At 63.8% G+C, this 16,721-nt stretch carries 14 protein-coding genes; 8 read left to right on the top strand and 6 right to left on the bottom strand.

Annotated features, from left to right (window positions below; all coding sequences use genetic code 11):
• Window positions 1-20 precede the first annotated feature (20 nt).
• The 6 genes from BLS75_RS16225 to gatC all read right to left on the bottom strand — a co-directional run bounded on the left by BLS75_RS16225 (window position 21) and on the right by gatC (window position 5,286).
• Window positions 21-401, bottom strand: a complete 381-nt coding sequence (locus BLS75_RS16225; RefSeq protein ID WP_011059245.1) for a carboxymuconolactone decarboxylase family protein — start codon at window positions 399-401, stop codon at window positions 21-23.
• Entirely contained in the window at window positions 398-1,462 is a 1,065-nt protein-coding gene (locus BLS75_RS16220; protein WP_072451276.1) for a calcium/sodium antiporter, read from the bottom strand. The genes BLS75_RS16225 and BLS75_RS16220 overlap by 4 nt, the downstream gene beginning before the upstream one ends.
• A 50-nt stretch (window positions 1,463-1,512) precedes the next feature.
• Entirely contained in the window at window positions 1,513-1,887 is a 375-nt protein-coding gene (locus BLS75_RS16215) for a septal ring lytic transglycosylase RlpA family protein (protein ID WP_011059247.1), read from the bottom strand.
• A gap of 187 nt (window positions 1,888-2,074) precedes the next feature.
• Window positions 2,075-3,520: an Asp-tRNA(Asn)/Glu-tRNA(Gln) amidotransferase subunit GatB gene (gene gatB / locus BLS75_RS16210; RefSeq protein WP_011059248.1), complete on the bottom strand. Its 1,446-nt coding sequence runs from the start codon at window positions 3,518-3,520 to the stop codon at window positions 2,075-2,077.
• A 10-nt stretch (window positions 3,521-3,530) separates the two neighbouring features.
• Window positions 3,531-4,982, bottom strand: coding sequence for an Asp-tRNA(Asn)/Glu-tRNA(Gln) amidotransferase subunit GatA (gatA, locus tag BLS75_RS16205; protein WP_053149031.1), 1,452 nt, complete (start codon window positions 4,980-4,982; stop codon window positions 3,531-3,533).
• 16 nt (window positions 4,983-4,998) lie between these two features.
• Window positions 4,999-5,286 carry an Asp-tRNA(Asn)/Glu-tRNA(Gln) amidotransferase subunit GatC gene (gene gatC / locus BLS75_RS16200; protein ID WP_011059250.1) on the bottom strand — a complete coding sequence of 96 codons (288 nt, stop codon included), beginning with the start codon at window positions 5,284-5,286 and terminating at the stop codon, window positions 4,999-5,001.
• 211 nt (window positions 5,287-5,497) lie between these two features.
• On the opposite strand from gatC, the gene mreB reads away from it, so the two are divergent.
• The 8 genes from mreB to tldD all read left to right on the top strand — a co-directional run bounded on the left by mreB (window position 5,498) and on the right by tldD (window position 16,675).
• Complete coding sequence (gene mreB, locus BLS75_RS16195) at window positions 5,498-6,535, top strand: rod shape-determining protein MreB (protein ID WP_002555108.1); 1,038 nt, start codon at window positions 5,498-5,500, stop codon at window positions 6,533-6,535.
• 142 nt (window positions 6,536-6,677) lie between these two features.
• Complete coding sequence (gene mreC / locus BLS75_RS16190; protein ID WP_072451275.1) at window positions 6,678-7,775, top strand: rod shape-determining protein MreC; 1,098 nt, start codon at window positions 6,678-6,680, stop codon at window positions 7,773-7,775.
• Window positions 7,775-8,266, top strand: a complete 492-nt coding sequence (gene mreD / locus BLS75_RS16185; RefSeq protein WP_011059252.1) for a rod shape-determining protein MreD — start codon at window positions 7,775-7,777, stop codon at window positions 8,264-8,266. Before mreC ends, mreD begins: the two co-directional genes overlap by 1 nt.
• Before the next feature lie 43 nt (window positions 8,267-8,309).
• Window positions 8,310-8,915 (top strand): Maf family protein, encoded by a 606-nt coding sequence (locus BLS75_RS16180; RefSeq protein ID WP_011059253.1) that lies wholly within the window; start codon window positions 8,310-8,312, stop codon window positions 8,913-8,915.
• Window positions 8,916-8,971: 56 nt separating this feature from the next.
• Window positions 8,972-10,429 carry a ribonuclease G gene (gene rng / locus BLS75_RS16175; protein WP_011059254.1) on the top strand — a complete coding sequence of 486 codons (1,458 nt, stop codon included), beginning with the start codon at window positions 8,972-8,974 and terminating at the stop codon, window positions 10,427-10,429.
• A 75-nt stretch (window positions 10,430-10,504) separates the two neighbouring features.
• Complete coding sequence (locus BLS75_RS16170) at window positions 10,505-14,308, top strand: YhdP family protein (protein WP_072451274.1); 3,804 nt, start codon at window positions 10,505-10,507, stop codon at window positions 14,306-14,308.
• Window positions 14,309-14,366: 58 nt separating this feature from the next.
• Window positions 14,367-15,206 carry a carbon-nitrogen hydrolase family protein gene (locus BLS75_RS16165; protein ID WP_011059256.1) on the top strand — a complete coding sequence of 280 codons (840 nt, stop codon included), beginning with the start codon at window positions 14,367-14,369 and terminating at the stop codon, window positions 15,204-15,206.
• Window positions 15,207-15,232: 26 nt separating this feature from the next.
• Window positions 15,233-16,675 carry a metalloprotease TldD gene (gene tldD, locus BLS75_RS16160; RefSeq protein WP_072451273.1) on the top strand — a complete coding sequence of 481 codons (1,443 nt, stop codon included), beginning with the start codon at window positions 15,233-15,235 and terminating at the stop codon, window positions 16,673-16,675.
• Window positions 16,676-16,721: the final 46 nt, after the last annotated feature.

Genomic DNA, 16,721 nt, shown 5'->3' with positions numbered 1-16,721 from the left:
CGTAGGAGCCGGCAGCAGGTTCACTGCGGTTGCTGATAGGTGTCTATCACTTCCTGGGCCGCGCGAAACGCATCGATGGCCGCCGGCACTCCGGCATACACCGCGCAATGCAGCAGCGCTTCACGAATCTCTTCGACACTGCAGCCGTTGTTCAGTGCGCCGCGCACGTGGCCCTTGAGTTCCTGTGGGCACTTGAGTGCGGTCAGGGTCGCCAGGGTGATCAGGCTGCGGGTCTTGAGCGGCAGGCCCTCACGGTTCCATACACCGCCCCAGGCATGCTCGTTGACGAAGTCCTGCAAGGGCTGGGTGAATTCGGTGGCGTTGCCCAGGGCGCGATCGACGAACGCATCGCCCATGACCTGGCGACGCATCTGCAACCCGCTTTTCTTGTTCTCGCTCATGGTGCTTCCTTCTTGTGTTGGCGGCGCCAGGCTCGCAGCGAACTGAACAGCAGGAACGCCACCAGCGCTGGCAGGACGAAAAACAGCATCAGGTGTTCCAGCTTGCCGGCCAGAGGCATGCCAGTGGTGAAGGACACCACATGCAGCCCGTAAGCCAGGTACAAGCCCAGAAACAGCAGGCCTTCGGTCCGGGTCACGCGGTATCCGGAATAGAACACCGGCAGGCACAGCACGGCCACGCCGAGCATGACCGGCAGGTCGAAGTCCAGGGCATTGGGCGAGACCGAAAGAGGTGTCGGTGCCACCAGGGCGGTGAAGCCCAGCACTCCCAGCAGGTTGAACAGGTTGCTGCCGATGATGTTGCCCACGGCAATCTCGCGCTGGCCGCGCAGGGCCGCCAGCAGCGAAGTGGCGAGTTGGGGCAGGGAGGTGCTGACGGCGATCACGGTCAGGCCCATGACCCGCTCGGAAAGCCCCAGGTCGTCGGCCACGGAGACGGCGGCGCCCAGCAGCAAGTGCCCGGCGAAGACCAGCAGGCCGAGGCCGAGCAGGACCATCAGCAGGCTGCTGATGCGCGGTGCCCAACTGCGCTGGCCGGCTGGTGCGGGTGAGTGGGGGCGGTGCGAATGGCGGGACTGGCGCAACAGCAGGCCCAGGTACAGCACCAGGGCTGCCAGCAGGATCAGGCCGTCGCTGGGGCTGAGTTGTTCGTTGTAGGCCAGCACGAACACTAGCAGGCTGGCGCCGATCATCAGCGGGATGTCCAGGCGCACCAGTTGCCGCGAGACCCGCAGCGGGATGATCAGCGCGGACAGGCCGAGGGTCACCAGGATGTTGAAAATGCTGCTGCCGATCACGCTGCCCACGGCAATGTCGGTGTTGTCGGCCAGGGTCGCCTGCAGGCTGATGGCCATTTGTGGCGCGCTGCTGCTGAAGGCGACGATGCTCAGGCCGATGATCAGTGGGCGCATGTGCAGGCGTGCAGCCAGGCGGATGGCCGCGCGCACCAGCAGTTCGGCGCCGGCGATCAGCATCACCAGGCCGCTGATGAGCTGGATCAGGCTGAGCAGGGGCAGTTCGGCAAAAGCGGTAATGGCGTGGGCTCCCGGGGTCAGTCGCTGAGGGCTTGGACGCGGACTTTGGCAGTTCCGCTGCGTAGCATGTCCAGTTGTTGGGCGGCGGCGCGGGACAGGTCGATCAGGCGGCCTCGGGTGTGCGGGCCTCGGTCGTTGATACGTACCACGACGCTCTTGTCGTTGCCCAGGTTGGTGACCTGTACCCGGGTGCCGAATGGCAGTTCGCGGTGGGCGGCGGTCAGGCCGTTCTGGTCGAAGGGCTCGCCACTGGCAGTGCGATTGCCGTGGTGCCGAGCGCCGTAATAGGAGGCGGTGCCGGTTGCGTCATAACCTCGGGGGTCGATGACGTGGCTGGTGGCGCAGCCGGTGAGCAGAGCGAGCAGGGCGCTAGTGGCAACCAGACGCTTCATTCGGGAGCTCCGATGGTTGATGTGGCGAGGGAGCGTACTCCCGCTGGTCTGTCTGGCAGACCGCAAGCCGACGGCGATGTTCCTTGCTGGAGCGGCGCCGGCCGGTTTGCAGTCGCTGTCGGACCGAGCGGGAGCACGCTCCCTCGTCACGCGCAAGCGGCCGGGGCCGCTTGCGGTTAAACCGCGATCAGCCCTCGAGCTTGCTCTTCAGCAGCTCGTTGACCTGTTGCGGGTTGGCCTTGCCTTTGGATGCTTTCATCGCCTGGCCGACGAAGAAGCCGAACATCTTGCCGCGCTTGGCCTCATCGGCGGCACGGTACTGTTCGACCTGTTCGGCGTTGGCTGCGAGCATCTCATCGAGCACCGCAGAGATCGCGCCGCTGTCGGTGACTTGCTTGAGGCCACGCTTGTCGATGATCTCGTCGGCATTGCCCTCGCCATTGGCCATGGCTTCGAACACGGTCTTGGCGATCTTGCCGGAGATGGTGTTGTCCTTGATCCGCAACAGCATGCCGCCCAGTTGTTCGGCCGAGACCGGGGCTTCGTCGATTTCCAGGCCCTGCTTGTTCAGCAGGCTGCCCAGCTCGACCATGACCCAGTTGGCGGCGAGCTTGGCGTCACCGGCGATGCTGGCGACCTTCTCGAAGTAGTCCGCCTGCTCACGGCTGGTGGCCAGGACGCTGGCGTCGTAGACCGACAGGCCGAACTGCTCCTGGAAGCGCTCGCGTTTCTGCGGTGGCAGTTCCGGCAGGGTGGCACGTACCTGGTCGAGGAAGGAATCCTCGATGACCACGGGCAGCAGGTCCGGATCGGGGAAGTAACGGTAGTCGTTGGCTTCTTCCTTGCTGCGCATCGGACGGGTTTCGTCCTTGTTCGGGTCGTACAGGCGGGTCTGCTGGATCACCTTGCCACCGTCCTCGATCAGCTCGATCTGGCGCCGGATCTCGGAGTTGATGGCCTTCTCGATGAAGCGGAACGAGTTGACGTTCTTGATCTCGCAGCGGGTGCCGAACTCGACCTGGCCCTTGGGACGGATCGAGACGTTGCAGTCGCAACGCAGGGAGCCCTCGGCCATGTTGCCGTCGCAGATCCCCAGGTAGCGCACCAGGGCGTGGATCGACTTGACGTAGGCCACGGCTTCCTTGGCGCTGCGCATGTCAGGCTCGGAAACGATTTCCAGCAGCGGCGTGCCGGCACGGTTCAGGTCGATGCCGGTGGCGCCGTTGAATTCTTCGTGCAGGCTCTTGCCGGCGTCTTCTTCCAGGTGCGCGCGGGTGATGCCGACGCGTTTCATGGTGCCGTCTTCCAGGGGGATGTCCAGGTGGCCCTTGCCGACAATAGGCAGTTCCATCTGGCTGATCTGGTAGCCCTTGGGCAGGTCCGGGTAGAAGTAGTTCTTGCGGGCGAACACGTTGTGCTGGCCGATCTCGGCGTCAACCGCGAGGCCGAACATCACCGCCATGCGCACCGCTTCCTGGTTCAGCACTGGCAGCACGCCGGGCATGCCCAGGTCGATCAGGCTGGCCTGGGTGTTGGGCTCGGCACCGAAGGCGGTGGAGCTACCGGAGAAAATCTTCGATTGAGTGGTGAGCTGGGTATGAATCTCCAGCCCGATCACGACTTCCCATTGCATGTGTGTCTCCTCAGAAGCCGGTTGGGGTGCGGGTGTGCCAGTCAGTGTTCAACTGATACTGGTGCGCAACGTTGAGCAAGCGGCCTTCCTGGAAATACGGAGCGAGCAGTTGCACGCCGACCGGCAAGCCGTCGACGAAACCGGCCGGCATCGACAGGCCCGGCAGGCCCGCGAGGTTGGCGGTGATGGTGTAGACGTCTTCCAGGTATGCAGCGACCGGGTCGCTGCTCTTGGCGCCGAGCTTCCAGGCCGGGTTGGGCGTGGTCGGGCCGAGGATGATGTCGACTTCGTTGAACGCGCTCATGAAGTCGTTCTTCACCAGACGGCGGATTTTCTGCGCCTTGAGGTAGTAGGCATCGTAGTAGCCGGCGGACAGTGCGTAGGCACCGACCATGATCCGGCGCTGCACTTCGCTGCCGAAGCCTTCGCCGCGGGAGCGCTTGTACAGGTCTTCCAGGTTTTCCGGGTTCTCGCAACGGTAGCCGAAGCGCACACCGTCGAACCGCGACAGGTTGGAAGAGGCTTCCGCCGGGGCGATCACGTAGTACGCGGGGATGGCGTGCTGCATGTTCGGCAGGCTGATTTCCTTGATCACCGCACCGAGCTTTTCCAGCTCCTTGATGCTGTTGTGGATCAGCTCGGCGATGCGCGGGTCCAGGCCGGCGCTGAAGTATTCCTTCGGCACGCCGATGCGCAGGCCCTGCAGCGAGCCGTTGAGGCCGGCGCTGTAGTCCGGCACCGGTTCATCGATGCTGGTGGAGTCGTTCGGGTCGAAGCCGGCCATGCCTTGCAGCAGGATCGCGCAGTCTTCGGCGGTGCGTGCCAGCGGGCCCCCCTGATCGAGGCTGGAAGCGTAGGCGATCATGCCCCAACGGGAAACGCGACCGTAGGTCGGCTTCAGGCCGGTGAGGTTGGTGAAGGCGGCGGGCTGGCGGATCGAGCCGCCGGTGTCGGTAGCCGTGGCGGCTGGCAGCAGGCGCGCAGCGACCGCGGCGGCGGAACCACCGGACGAACCGCCGGGTACGTGTTCCAGGTTCCACGGGTTTTTCACCGCGCCGTACCAGCTCGACTCGTTGGCCGAGCCCATGGCGAATTCGTCCATGTTGGTCTTGCCCAGGGTCACGGCCCCGGCAGCGGCCAGCTTGGCGACCACGGTGGCGTCGTAGGGCGCCTTGAAGTTGTCGAGCATCTTCGAGCCGCAGCTGGTGCGGATGCCCTGGGTGCAGAACAGATCCTTGTGGGCGATTGGCGCGCCCAGCAGGGCACCGCTCTCACCATTGGCGCGACGCTCGTCCGCGGCCTTGGCCTGGGACAGTGCCAGGTCCTGGGTGAGGCTGATGAAGCTGTTGATCTGCGGATCCAACTGGGCGATGCGCGCCAGCAGGGTCTGGGTCAGTTCTACAGAAGAGAATTTCTTGTCGGCGAGGCCGCGGGCAATCTCGGCCAGAGTCATGTGATGCATTGCAGGCTCTTTCCCTTTAGTCGATGACTTTCGGAACCAGGTACAGGCCGCTTTCGACCGCTGGTGCGATGGACTGATAGGCCTCGCGATGATTGGACTCGGTCACAACGTCTGCGCGCAGGCGCTGGCTGGCTTCCAGGGGGTGGGCCAGGGGCTCGATACCGTCGGTATCGACTGCCTGCATTTCATCCACCAGCCCGAGAATGCTGTTCAGGGCGGAGGTGATGTGTGGAAGATCGCCTTCATTGAGCTTGATGCTGGCCAAATGAGCGATTTTTTCCACGTCGGAGCGTTCAAGCGCCATGGGATTCTCCAGTGGAAAACAAAAACGGATTTCGTCCGCGTGTTAGATTGTCGGAACACTACCGCATTTCTACGGTCTTATGGCCGCGATTGTGGGGGTTGGTGCACAGAAAAGCGGCCAATTTAACATATTGGCGCCTTGCCCAAAATCCCTGTCGTTGTTAGAGTTTGCCGCACTTTTTTACCCACGCGTTGCCTAGGGTCCCTTTCCCATGTTCAAGAAACTGCGTGGCATGTTTTCCAGCGATCTTTCCATTGACCTGGGCACTGCCAACACCCTTATTTACGTGCGCGAGCGCGGTATTGTCCTGAATGAACCATCGGTTGTGGCCATTCGGACCCACGGTAATCAGAAAAGTGTTGTCGCGGTTGGTACTGAGGCCAAGCGCATGCTCGGTCGTACCCCGGGCAACATCGCAGCCATTCGTCCGATGAAAGACGGCGTGATCGCCGACTTCAGCGTTTGCGAAAAGATGCTGCAGTACTTCATCAACAAGGTTCACGAAAACAGCTTTCTGCAGCCCAGCCCACGTGTGCTGATCTGCGTTCCATGCAAGTCCACCCAGGTTGAGCGTCGCGCCATCCGTGAGTCGGCCCTTGGCGCCGGTGCCCGTGAAGTGTTCCTGATCGAAGAGCCGATGGCCGCTGCGATCGGTGCCGGCCTGCCGGTTGAAGAGGCCCGCGGTTCGATGGTCGTGGACATCGGTGGTGGTACCACTGAAATCGCCCTGATCTCCCTGAACGGTGTGGTCTACGCCGAATCCGTACGGGTTGGCGGCGACCGTTTCGACGAAGCGATCATCACCTACGTGCGTCGCAACTACGGCAGCCTGATCGGTGAATCCACCGCCGAGCGCATCAAGCAGGAAATCGGCACCGCCTACCCGGGCGGCGAAGTGCGTGAAGTCGACGTCCGCGGCCGTAACCTGGCCGAAGGCGTGCCACGTGCCTTCACCTTGAACTCCAATGAAGTGCTGGAGGCTCTGCAAGAGTCTCTGGCAACCATCGTTCAGGCGGTGAAAAGCGCCCTGGAGCAATCGCCTCCGGAACTGGCCTCGGACATCGCCGAGCGCGGCCTGGTGCTGACCGGTGGTGGCGCGCTGCTGCGTGATCTGGACAAGCTGCTGGCCCAGGAAACCGGCCTGCCGGTGATCGTTGCCGAAGACCCGCTGACCTGTGTCGCTCGCGGCGGTGGCCGTGCATTGGAAATGATGGACAAACACACCATGGACCTGCTCTCCAGCGAATAACTTCGCCGGTTGCATCTATGCTGTTGCGCTCACAGGCAGCACTTTGCAGTGCTGCCTGTGGCGTTTATCTTCTGTCAATCTGCATCCAGGCCGGTTTGATGCCGTATGAATAAACACAACATTTGCCTGGGAGGAGCGGCCTATTAAACCGCTTTTCGCCAAAGGCCCCTCATTAGGCGTGCGCCTCCTGGTGCTGGTCGTTCTCTCGGTCGCACTGATGGTGGTCGATGCCCGCTTCACACTGCTCAAGCCAGTGCGTAGCCAAATGTCGCTGGTGTTGATGCAGTCCTACTGGATCACCGACCTGCCGCAGCGGCTATGGCAAGGCGTGGCCAGTCAGTTCGGCAGCCGTACCGAGCTGGTCGCTGAAAACGAAAAACTCAAGACCGAAAACCTGCTGCTGCAGGGGCGCATGCAAAAGCTCGCGGCCCTCACCGAGCAGAACGTGCGCCTGCGCGAGTTGCTCAATTCCTCGGCACTGGTCAACGAGAAGGTTGAAGTGGCCGAGTTGATCGGCATGGACCCGAACCCCTTTACCCACCGCATCATCATCAACAAGGGTGAGCGCGATGGCGTGTTCCTCGGCCAGCCGGTGCTAGATGCCCGTGGCCTGATGGGCCAGGTGGTGGAGTTGATGCCCTACACCTCCCGCGTACTGCTGCTCACTGACACCACCCACAGCATTCCGGTGCAGGTCAACCGCAACGGCCTGCGCGCCATCGCCAGCGGCACCGGCAATCCGGAGCGCCTGGAGTTGCGCCATGTGGCCGACACCGCGGATATAAAGGAAGGCGATCTGTTGGTCAGCTCCGGTCTGGGCCAGCGTTTCCCCGCCGGCTACCCGGTGGCCACGGTCAAGGAAGTGATCCACGACTCCGGCCAGCCGTTCGCCATTGTGCGGGCGGTACCCACCGCTGCGCTGAATCGCAGCCGCTACCTGCTGCTGGTATTCAGCGATCCGCGTACCGCCGAAGAGCGTGCCAACGATGCCGCCCAGGCCCAGGAAGCCCAGGACCAGCAGGGCGCCAGCGCCGCGCCAGTGGTCCCGGCCACCGTGCCCAAGCCGGCCGCGGCGGCAAACGCCGGGGCTGCGCCCGCCACTGCGACTCCTGCTGCGCCGGCGACCCCGGCCAAACCCGCGGCTCACGCTCCGGCCAAGCCGGTCCATAAACCTGTGGTGAAACCGGCCGCTGCCAAACCACCGGCAGCAGCACCGGCTACCACCGGAGGAAGAGAATAATGGCGGGTAGCACCTATTCGCGAAATGGCTGGATCGTCTGGTTGACCTTCCTTATCGGGCTGCTGCTGAGCGTCTCGCCCTTGCCGCAGTTCATGGAGATCCTGCGTCCGCTGTGGCTGGCGCTGTTGCTGGCGTTCTGGGCCCTGGCCCTGCCGCACAAGGTCGGCATGGTCACTGCCTGGTGCCTGGGGCTGGCAGAGGATGTGCTCTACGGCACCCTGCTGGGGCAGAATGCCCTGATCCTGACGCTGATCACCTTCCTTGTACTGTCTCTGCAACAGCGCCTGCGGATGTTCCCGATGTGGCAGCAGAGCCTGGTGATCCTGGTGATCTTCGGCCTGGCGCAGTTGGTGCAACTCTGGCTCAGCGCCCTGACCGGCAACCGCCAGCCGACCCTGGCCCTGGTGCTGCCGGCCCTGGTCAGTGCCTTGTTGTGGCCCTGGGTCAGCTTCGGCCTGCGCGGCTTGCGTCGACGTTTCAAAATCAATTAATTCGGTCAGGCATTGGCCCGCACCTCGACAGGGAGATGTCTTGATGAATCCGCTTTACCTCGCTTCCGGTTCGCCTCGTCGGCGTGAGTTGCTGACGCAGATCGGCGTGCCGTTCACCGCCATCAGTGCGGACATCGATGAAACCCCGCTAGCCGATGAGTCACCTGCCGCCTACGTCGAGCGCCTGGCCCGAGGCAAGGCTGCGGCGGGGCGCGGGCTGATCACCAGCAGTGAATCCCAGGCCCCGGCCTGTGTGCTGGGGGCCGACACCGCGGTGGTGCTCGATGGGCGGATTCTCGGCAAACCGCTGGATCAGGCTGATGCGTTGCAGATGCTCATGGCGCTTTCGGGGCGTGAGCATGAAGTGTTCACCGCCATTGCCCTGCTTGACGGTGAACGCTGCGAGTCGCGAGTGGTGCGCAGCCTGGTACGTTTTCGCCCGATCTCGCCTGCAGAGGCCGCGCTCTACTGGGCCAGCGGCGAGCCCTGCGACAAAGCCGGTGGCTATGCTATCCAGGGACTGGCAGCGGTGTTTGTCGCCGGCCTCAATGGCAGTTATTCCGCGGTGGTCGGCTTGCCGGTGTGCGAAACCGCAGAACTGCTCGGGCATTTCGGCATACCCTGTTGGCAAAACCTTCCAGTGCGCTAAAGCGCCGTACCCGATTGCTGCGGCCCTCTATGAACACGCCTGAACGAGACACTGCCATGAGTGAAGAGATTCTGATCAACATCACGCCGATGGAATCACGCGTGGCGGTGGTCGAAAACGGAGTGCTGCAAGAGGTTCACGTCGAGCGCACCCAGCGCCGGGGGATCGTCGGCAACATCTACAAGGGCAAGGTGGTGCGGGTCTTGCCGGGCATGCAGGCGGCCTTCGTCGACATCGGCCTGGACCGGGCGGCGTTTATCCACGCCTCGGAAATTTCCACCCGCGAAGGCACGGCGGTAGAGAGCATCAGCGCTCTGGTGCACGAAGGGCAGAGCCTGGTGGTGCAAGTCACCAAGGACCCCATCGGTTCCAAGGGCGCGCGCCTGACCACTCAGTTGTCGATCCCTTCCCGCTATCTGGTGTACATGCCGCGTACCGCCCATGTCGGTATCTCGCTGAAGATCGAGGACGAAGCCGAGCGTGAGCGCCTGAAGCAGGTCGTCAGTGATTGCGTGGCCCAGGAAGGCATCAAGGAGGCCGGTGGTTTTATCCTGCGCACCGCCGCCGAAGGCGCCGGGGCCGATGAGATCATGATGGACATCCGTTACCTGCGCCGGCTCTGGGACCAGATCGGTGCGCAGATCAAGACCATTGGCGCGCCCAATGTGATCTACGAGGACCTGGGCCTGGCGCTGCGCACCCTGCGCGACCTGGTGAGCCCGAAGATCGAGAAGATCCGCATCGACTCCCGGGAAACCTTCCAGAAGACCACGGTGTTCGTGGCCGAACTGATGCCGGAAATCGCCGACCGCCTGGAGCACTACCCCGGCGAGCGGCCGATCTTCGACCTGTACGGCGTCGAGGACGAAATCCAGAAAGCCCTGGAGCGCAAGGTGCCGCTCAAGTCCGGAGGCTACCTGGTGGTAGACCCGGCGGAAGCCATGACCACCATCGACGTCAATACCGGGGCCTTCGTCGGTCATCGCAACCTTGAGGAAACCATCTTCAAGACCAACCTCGAGGCGGCCACCGCCATTGCCCGGCAACTGCGCCTGCGCAACCTGGGCGGGATCATCATCATCGACTTCATCGACATGGAAGATGAAGAGCACCAGCGCCAGGTATTGCGCACCCTGGAAAAGCAGCTGGAGCGTGACCACGCCAAGACCAACATCATCGGCATCACCGAGCTGGGCCTGGTGCAGATGACTCGCAAGCGCACCCGCGAAAGCCTGGAGCAAGTGCTGTGCGAGCCTTGCAGCAGTTGCCAGGGGCGGGGCAAGTTGAAAACCCCGGAAACCGTCTGTTACGAAATATTCCGAGAAATCCTCCGCGAGGCCCGGGCTTATCAGGCAGAAGGGTATCGGGTGCTGGCCAATCAGAAGGTGGTCGACCGGCTGCTGGACGAAGAGTCGGGCAACGTGGCGGAGCTGGAGGGTTTTATCGGCCGGACCATCAGGTTCCAGGTCGAAACCATGTATTCCCAGGAACAATACGACGTGGTGCTGCTCTGATTCCGCGTGTTCTACATCCGTGGAAATGGCTGGCTTCAGCTTTTTGCATGACTTTTACCCTGGGAGCCAACTGAAATGGAGCGGCTGATGCGCCTGTTCACCACGCTGATTCGCTGGGGGCTTGGCTTCTGTGCGCTGGCGCTGGTGGCGACTGCCTTGTATGTCAGTCTGGGCCGGGAACTGACCCCGCTGGTGGCCGAGTACCAGCCCGAGGTAGAGGCCAAGGTGCAGCAGGCCGTGGGCTTGCCGGTGCATATCGGTAGCCTGGAGGGGCGCTGGAGCGGCTTGTCGCCGATCCTGCTGGCCCACGACGTGCAGGTGGGCGAGGGCGCCAATGCGCTGCGCCTGGATCAGGTGAGCGTGGCGCCGGATATGCTCGGCAGCCTGCTGGCCCGTGACCTGCGGATCGGCCGCCTGGAGCTCAGCGGCCTGAGCCTGAGCCTGAAAGAGGGCGCGGACGGCCAGTGGCAGCTTGAAGGCCTGCCGGTGCAACAGGACCAGCCGATGGACCCCCAGCAGTTGCTGGGCCGCCTGCAACAGGTTGCCGAGCTGTCGCTGCTGGACAGCCAGGTCACCTTGCAGCCTCTGGACCGCCAGCCCGTGGCCCTGACCTACGTCGGGCTCAACCTGCGCAGCGGTACCAGCCGCCAGCGCCTGGACCTGCGCCTGACGCTGCCGGACGGCCAGCCCCTGGCAATGAACCTGCGGACCCGGATGCGGGCCGAGGCCTGGCGCGATGCCCAGGCCGACTTGTACCTGAGCCTGCCGCAAAGCGACTGGTCACGTTGGGTGCCGGCCCGGCTGACCCGGGAGTGGAAGCTCTCCGAGCTCAAAGCGGGTGGCGAGCTGTGGCTGAAGTGGGCCAAGGGTGGGGTGCAAAACGCCACGCTGCGCTTGAATGCCCCGCAATTCACCGGGGCCTATGCCGAGCGCACGCCGGTGTCCCTGAGCAACCTGGCATTGAATGCCTACTTCCAGCGTGACGAACAGGGCCTGCAGGTGCAGCTTGACTCCCTGGCGCTGAACCTCGGCGAGACCCGCTGGGAATCCCGTGTGCAGGTGCAGCAGCGCAACGCGACCGAGCAGCAGGAAGAACTCTGGCATGTGCAGGCCGACCGCTTGGACCTGAAGCCGATCACCCCGATCCTCGATGCCCTGGCCCCCTTGCCGGAAGGCCTGGCCACGGCCATCGACCGACTGAAAGTCACTGGTGGCCTGCGCAACGTGCTGCTCGACTATCGTCCCCAGAACAGTGGCGACCAGCGCCTGAGCTTCGCTGCCAACCTCGACCGGGTTGGCTTCGATGCCTATCACGGTGCTCCGGCAGCACGAAATGTCAGCGGTAGCATCAGCGGTGACCTGGGCAAGGGCGAGCTGCGCATGGACAGCAAGGATTTCTCCCTGCACCTGTACCCGATCTTCGCCAAGCCCTGGCAGTACATCCAGGCCAACGCCACCCTGACCTGGAAGCTCGACAAGGAAGGCTTCACCCTGATTGCCCCCTACCTGAAGGTGCTGGGCGAAGAGGGCAAGATCGCCGGCGACTTCCTGATCCGCCTGCATTTCGACCACAGCCAGGAAGACTACATGGACCTGCGAGTCGGCCTGGTGGACGGCGATGGGCGCTACACCGCCAAGTACCTGCCCCAGGTGCTCAACGCCGGTGTGGATGAATGGCTGCGCACGGCGATCCTCAAGGGCGCCGTGGACCAGGGCTTCTTCCAGTACCAGGGTTCGCTCAACCATGACGCCGTCGAGGCCGCCCGCAGCATCAGCCTGTTCTTCAAGGTGCATGACACCGAGCTGGCGTTCCAGCCGGGCTGGCCGCACCTGACCAAGGTCAGCGGCGATGTGTTCATCGAAGACAGCGGCGTGCGCATCGTCGCCAGCAAAGGCCAGTTGCTGGACACCAAGGTGCGGGATGTCTTCGTCAACATTCCCCATGCTGCCAGCGGGCAGGAAAGCCACATGTACATCGATGGCGCCTTTGCCGGTGGCCTGGGCGATGGCGTGAAAATTCTCCAGGAAGCGCCGATCGGCACCGGCTCGACCTTTGCCGGCTGGCATGGCGAGGGCGATCTGCAAGGCAAGCTGGATCTGGATATTCCCCTGGTCAAGGGCCAGGAGCCGAAGATCGTGGTGGCGTTCAAGACCGACAAGGCGCGCCTCAAGCTCAGTGAGCCTGAGCTGGAACTGACCCAGCTCAAGGGTGATTTCCGCTTCGATAGTGCCAAGGGCCTGAGTGGCGAGGGCATCAGTGCCCAGGCGTTCGAGCGGCCGGTCACGGCGCAGATCTTCGCCGATGGCAAGCCGGGCAAACCCAACACTCGAGTGGTTGCCAAGGGCCAGGTTGCGGTCAAGAAACTTACCGACTGGTTGCAAGTCGGCCAGCCGTTGCCGGTGTCCGGCGAGGTGCCCTACCAGTTGCAACTGAACCTGGACGGAGCCGACAGCCAGCTGATGGTCAGTTCCAGTCTCAAGGGCGTAGCGGTGGACCTGCCGGCGCCGTTCGGCATGGCGGCCAGCACCGGGCGCAACAGTGTATTTCGCATGACTCTGCAAGGGGCCGAGCGGCGCTACTGGTTCAACTACGGCGAACTGGCCGACTTCACCTTTGCGGCGCCCAGCGGCAAGCTCGCCGAGGGGCGAGGCGAGCTGTTCCTCGGTGATGGCGCGGCCTTGCTGCCGCCGGGTAAAGGGCTGCGGATACGAGGGATTCTCTCCGAGCTGGATGTGGAACCCTGGAAAGCCCTGGTGGATCGCTACGCCGGGCAGGACCCGGGAGGCAGCGCCAAACAGTTGCTCAGCAGTGCGGACTTCAAGGTCGGCAAGCTCAGTGCCTTCGGCACCACCCTGGACCAGGTCAACCTGTTGCTGGCGCGCAAGCCCGCTGCCTGGGAGTTGCAGATCGACAGCCAGCAGGCCAAAGGCAAGGTCGGGATTCCCGATGCCAAGGCGGCGCCGATGGCCATCGACATGGCGTACGTGCGCCTGCCGGCTGCCGATCCGGCAGCGCAGGCCGATGAAAATGCGCCCGACCCCCTGGCCTCGGTAGATCCCAAGAGCGTTCCGCCCCTGGATATTTCCATTGCCCAGCTGTTCCAGGGCCAGGACCTGATCGGCCGCTGGGCGCTCAAGGTGCGGCCGACGTCCAGGGGCATGGTCTTCAATGGCCTGGACCTGGGCCTCAAGGGCATGCAGTTGCAGGGCGAGGGCGGCTGGGAAGGCCAGGCCGGTGCCAGCAACAGTTGGTACCGGGGCCGCATTGGCGGCAAGAACCTGGCGGACGTGCTCAAGGGCTGGGGCTTCGCCCCGACCGTGACCAGTGAAGATTTTCACCTGGACGTCGATGGCCGCTGGCCGGGCTCGCCGGCCTGGGTGGGCTTGAAGCGCTTCTCCGGCAGCCTGGACGCTACCCTGCGCAAGGGCCAGTTCGTCGAAGTCGAGGGCGGGGCCCAGGCCTTGCGGGTGTTCGGCCTGCTCAACTTCAACTCCATCGGTCGCCGCCTGCGCCTGGACTTCTCCGACCTGTTCGGCAAGGGCCTGAGCTATGACCGGGTCCGGGGCGTGCTGGCGGCGAGCAATGGCGTTTACGTCACTCGCGAGCCGATCACCCTGACCGGGCCGTCGAGCAACCTGGAGCTCAATGGCACCCTGGACATGGTGGCCGACCAGGTCGACGCCAAGCTGCTGGTGACCCTGCCGGTGACCAATAACCTGCCGATTGCCGCGCTGATTGTCGGTGCGCCGGCGGTGGGCGGGGCGTTGTTCCTGATCGACAAGCTGATCGGTGACCGCGTGGCGCGCTTCGCCAGCGTCAAATACAACGTCAAAGGCCCATGGAAAGAGCCGAAAATCACCTTCGACAAACCGTTTTGAGAATCCTCGATTCGCGCCTATGGAGTAGCATGGCGGCCTACCCTACAAGGAGTTCGCCATGTCTCTTGCGGTGATTCAAATGGTCAGCCAGAGCGATGTCCTGGCCAATCTGCAGCAGGCTCGGAGCCTGCTCGAACAGGCTGCTGCCGGCGGTGCAAAGCTGGCCGTCCTGCCGGAAAACTTCGCCGCCATGGGGCGCCGCGACATGGCGGCCATCGGTCGCGCCGAAGCGCTGGGCGAAGGTCCGATCCTGCCATGGTTGAAACAGGCCGCCCGCGACCTCAGGTTATGGATAGTGGCCGGCACCTTGCCGTTGCCCCCCGTCGATCAGCCCGAGGCCAAGTCCAATGCCTGTTCGTTGCTGGTGGATGACCAGGGGCAGTTCGTGGCGCGCTACGACAAGCTGCACCTGTTCGACGTCGATGTGGCGGACAATCGCGGGCGCTACCGTGAATCCGATGACTATGCTCATGGAGACCGGGTGGTGGTGGCGGATACGCCGGTCGGGAGGGTCGGCCTTACAGTCTGTTATGACCTGCGCTTTCCCGAGCTGTACAGCGAGTTGCGCGCCGCTGGCGCCGAGTTGATCACCGCGCCTTCGGCGTTTACCGCGGTCACCGGTGCGGCCCATTGGGAGGTGCTGATTCGCGCCCGTGCCATCGAGACCCAGTGCTATGTGCTGGCGGCGGCCCAGGGCGGCGTGCATCCCGGCCCACGGGAAACCTACGGCCATGCCGCGATCGTCGACCCCTGGGGGCGGATAGTGGCGCAACAGGATCAAGGTCAAGGCGTGCTGCTGGCCGAGCGCGACAGCAGTGAACAGGCGTCCATCCGGGCGCGGATGCCGGTGTTCAGTCACCGGCGCATTTTCTCGCAAGGCGTGCAACGGCTTGCATAAGTACGACGAATTTAAGGCCAAAACATATGAGCGGGTTGTTGTCCTCTGTCAGTGAACATCTACTAGCCCCGGGCGGCGTGACCATCGAAAGCTTGCAAGGCGTGCTGGGGGATCTGGCCGGCCCGGGCATCGATGCCGCCGATCTGTATTTCCAGGGGCAGATTTCCGAGTCCTGGTCCCTGGAAGACGGAATCGTCAAGGAAGGCAGTTTCAACCTCGACCAGGGGGTTGGGGTGCGTGCGCAATCCGGTGAGAAGACCGGCTTCGCCTACAGCAATGCCATCACCCTGGAGGCCCTGGGCCTCGCCGCCCGGGCGGCGCGCTCGATTTCCCGGGCGGGGCAAAACGGCACCGTGCAGGCGTTTTCGACCCAGGATGTGGCGCAGCTGTATGCGCCGGACAACCCCCTGGAAGTCATCAGCCGGGCCGAGAAGGTCGAGCTGCTCAAGCGCGTTGACGCCGCAACCCGCGCCCTGGATCCGCGCATCCAGCAGGTCAGCGTGAGCATGGCCGGGGTCTGGGAGCGGATCCTGGTGGCCTCTACCGATGGCGGCCTGGCGGCGGATGTGCGGCCGCTGGTGCGTTTCAACGTCAGCGTCATCGTCGAGCAGAACGGTCGCCGCGAGCGCGGTGGCCATGGCGGCGGCGGGCGTACCGACTACCGCTATTTCCTCAGCGAAGATCGGGCCATGGGCTATGCCCGTGAAGCCCTGCGCCAGGCGCTGGTCAATCTGGAAGCGATTCCGGCGCCGGCCGGAACCCTGCCGGTGGTGCTGGGCTCCGGCTGGTCCGGAGTGCTGCTGCACGAAGCCGTGGGCCACGGCCTGGAGGGCGACTTCAACCGCAAGGGCAGTTCGGCCTACAGCGGTCGCATGGGCGAAATGGTGGCTTCCAAGCTCTGCACCATCGTCGACGACGGCACCCTGGCCGGGCGCCGTGGTTCCCTGAGCGTGGACGACGAAGGCACCCCCACCGAATGCACCACGCTGATCGAGAACGGCGTGCTCAAGGGTTACATGCAGGACAAGCTCAATGCCCGGCTGATGGGCGTGGCCCGCACCGGCAACGGTCGCCGCGAGTCTTATGCGCACCTGCCGATGCCGCGCATGACCAACACCTACATGCTGGGTGGCGAAAGCGATCCGGCGGAAATCATCGCTTCGGTGAAGAGGGGCATCTATTGCGCCAACCTCGGTGGCGGCCAGGTGGATATCACCAGCGGCAAGTTCGTGTTCTCCACCAGTGAGGCCTACCTGATCGAGGACGGCAAGATCACCGCCCCGGTCAAGGGCGCGACCTTGATCGGCAACGGTCCGGAAGCCATGAGCCGGGTATCGATGGTGGGTAATGACCTGTCCCTGGACAGTGGCGTCGGCACCTGCGGCAAGGATGGGCAATCGGTGCCAGTGGGCGTCGGCCAGCCGACCCTGAAGATCGATGCGATCACCGTGGGTGGCACTGGGGCATAAGGAGGGAGGGCGTCGGGTGAGCTGCAGGGCAGCTCACCCGTGGCAA

The sequence above is a fragment of the Pseudomonas sp. NFPP12 genome (genome assembly GCF_900103205.1).
Lineage (GTDB): Bacteria > Pseudomonadota > Gammaproteobacteria > Pseudomonadales > Pseudomonadaceae > Aquipseudomonas > Aquipseudomonas protegens.
Note: the sequence above shows the minus strand (reverse complement) of the source record. Positions and strands in the feature narration are given on the sequence as shown.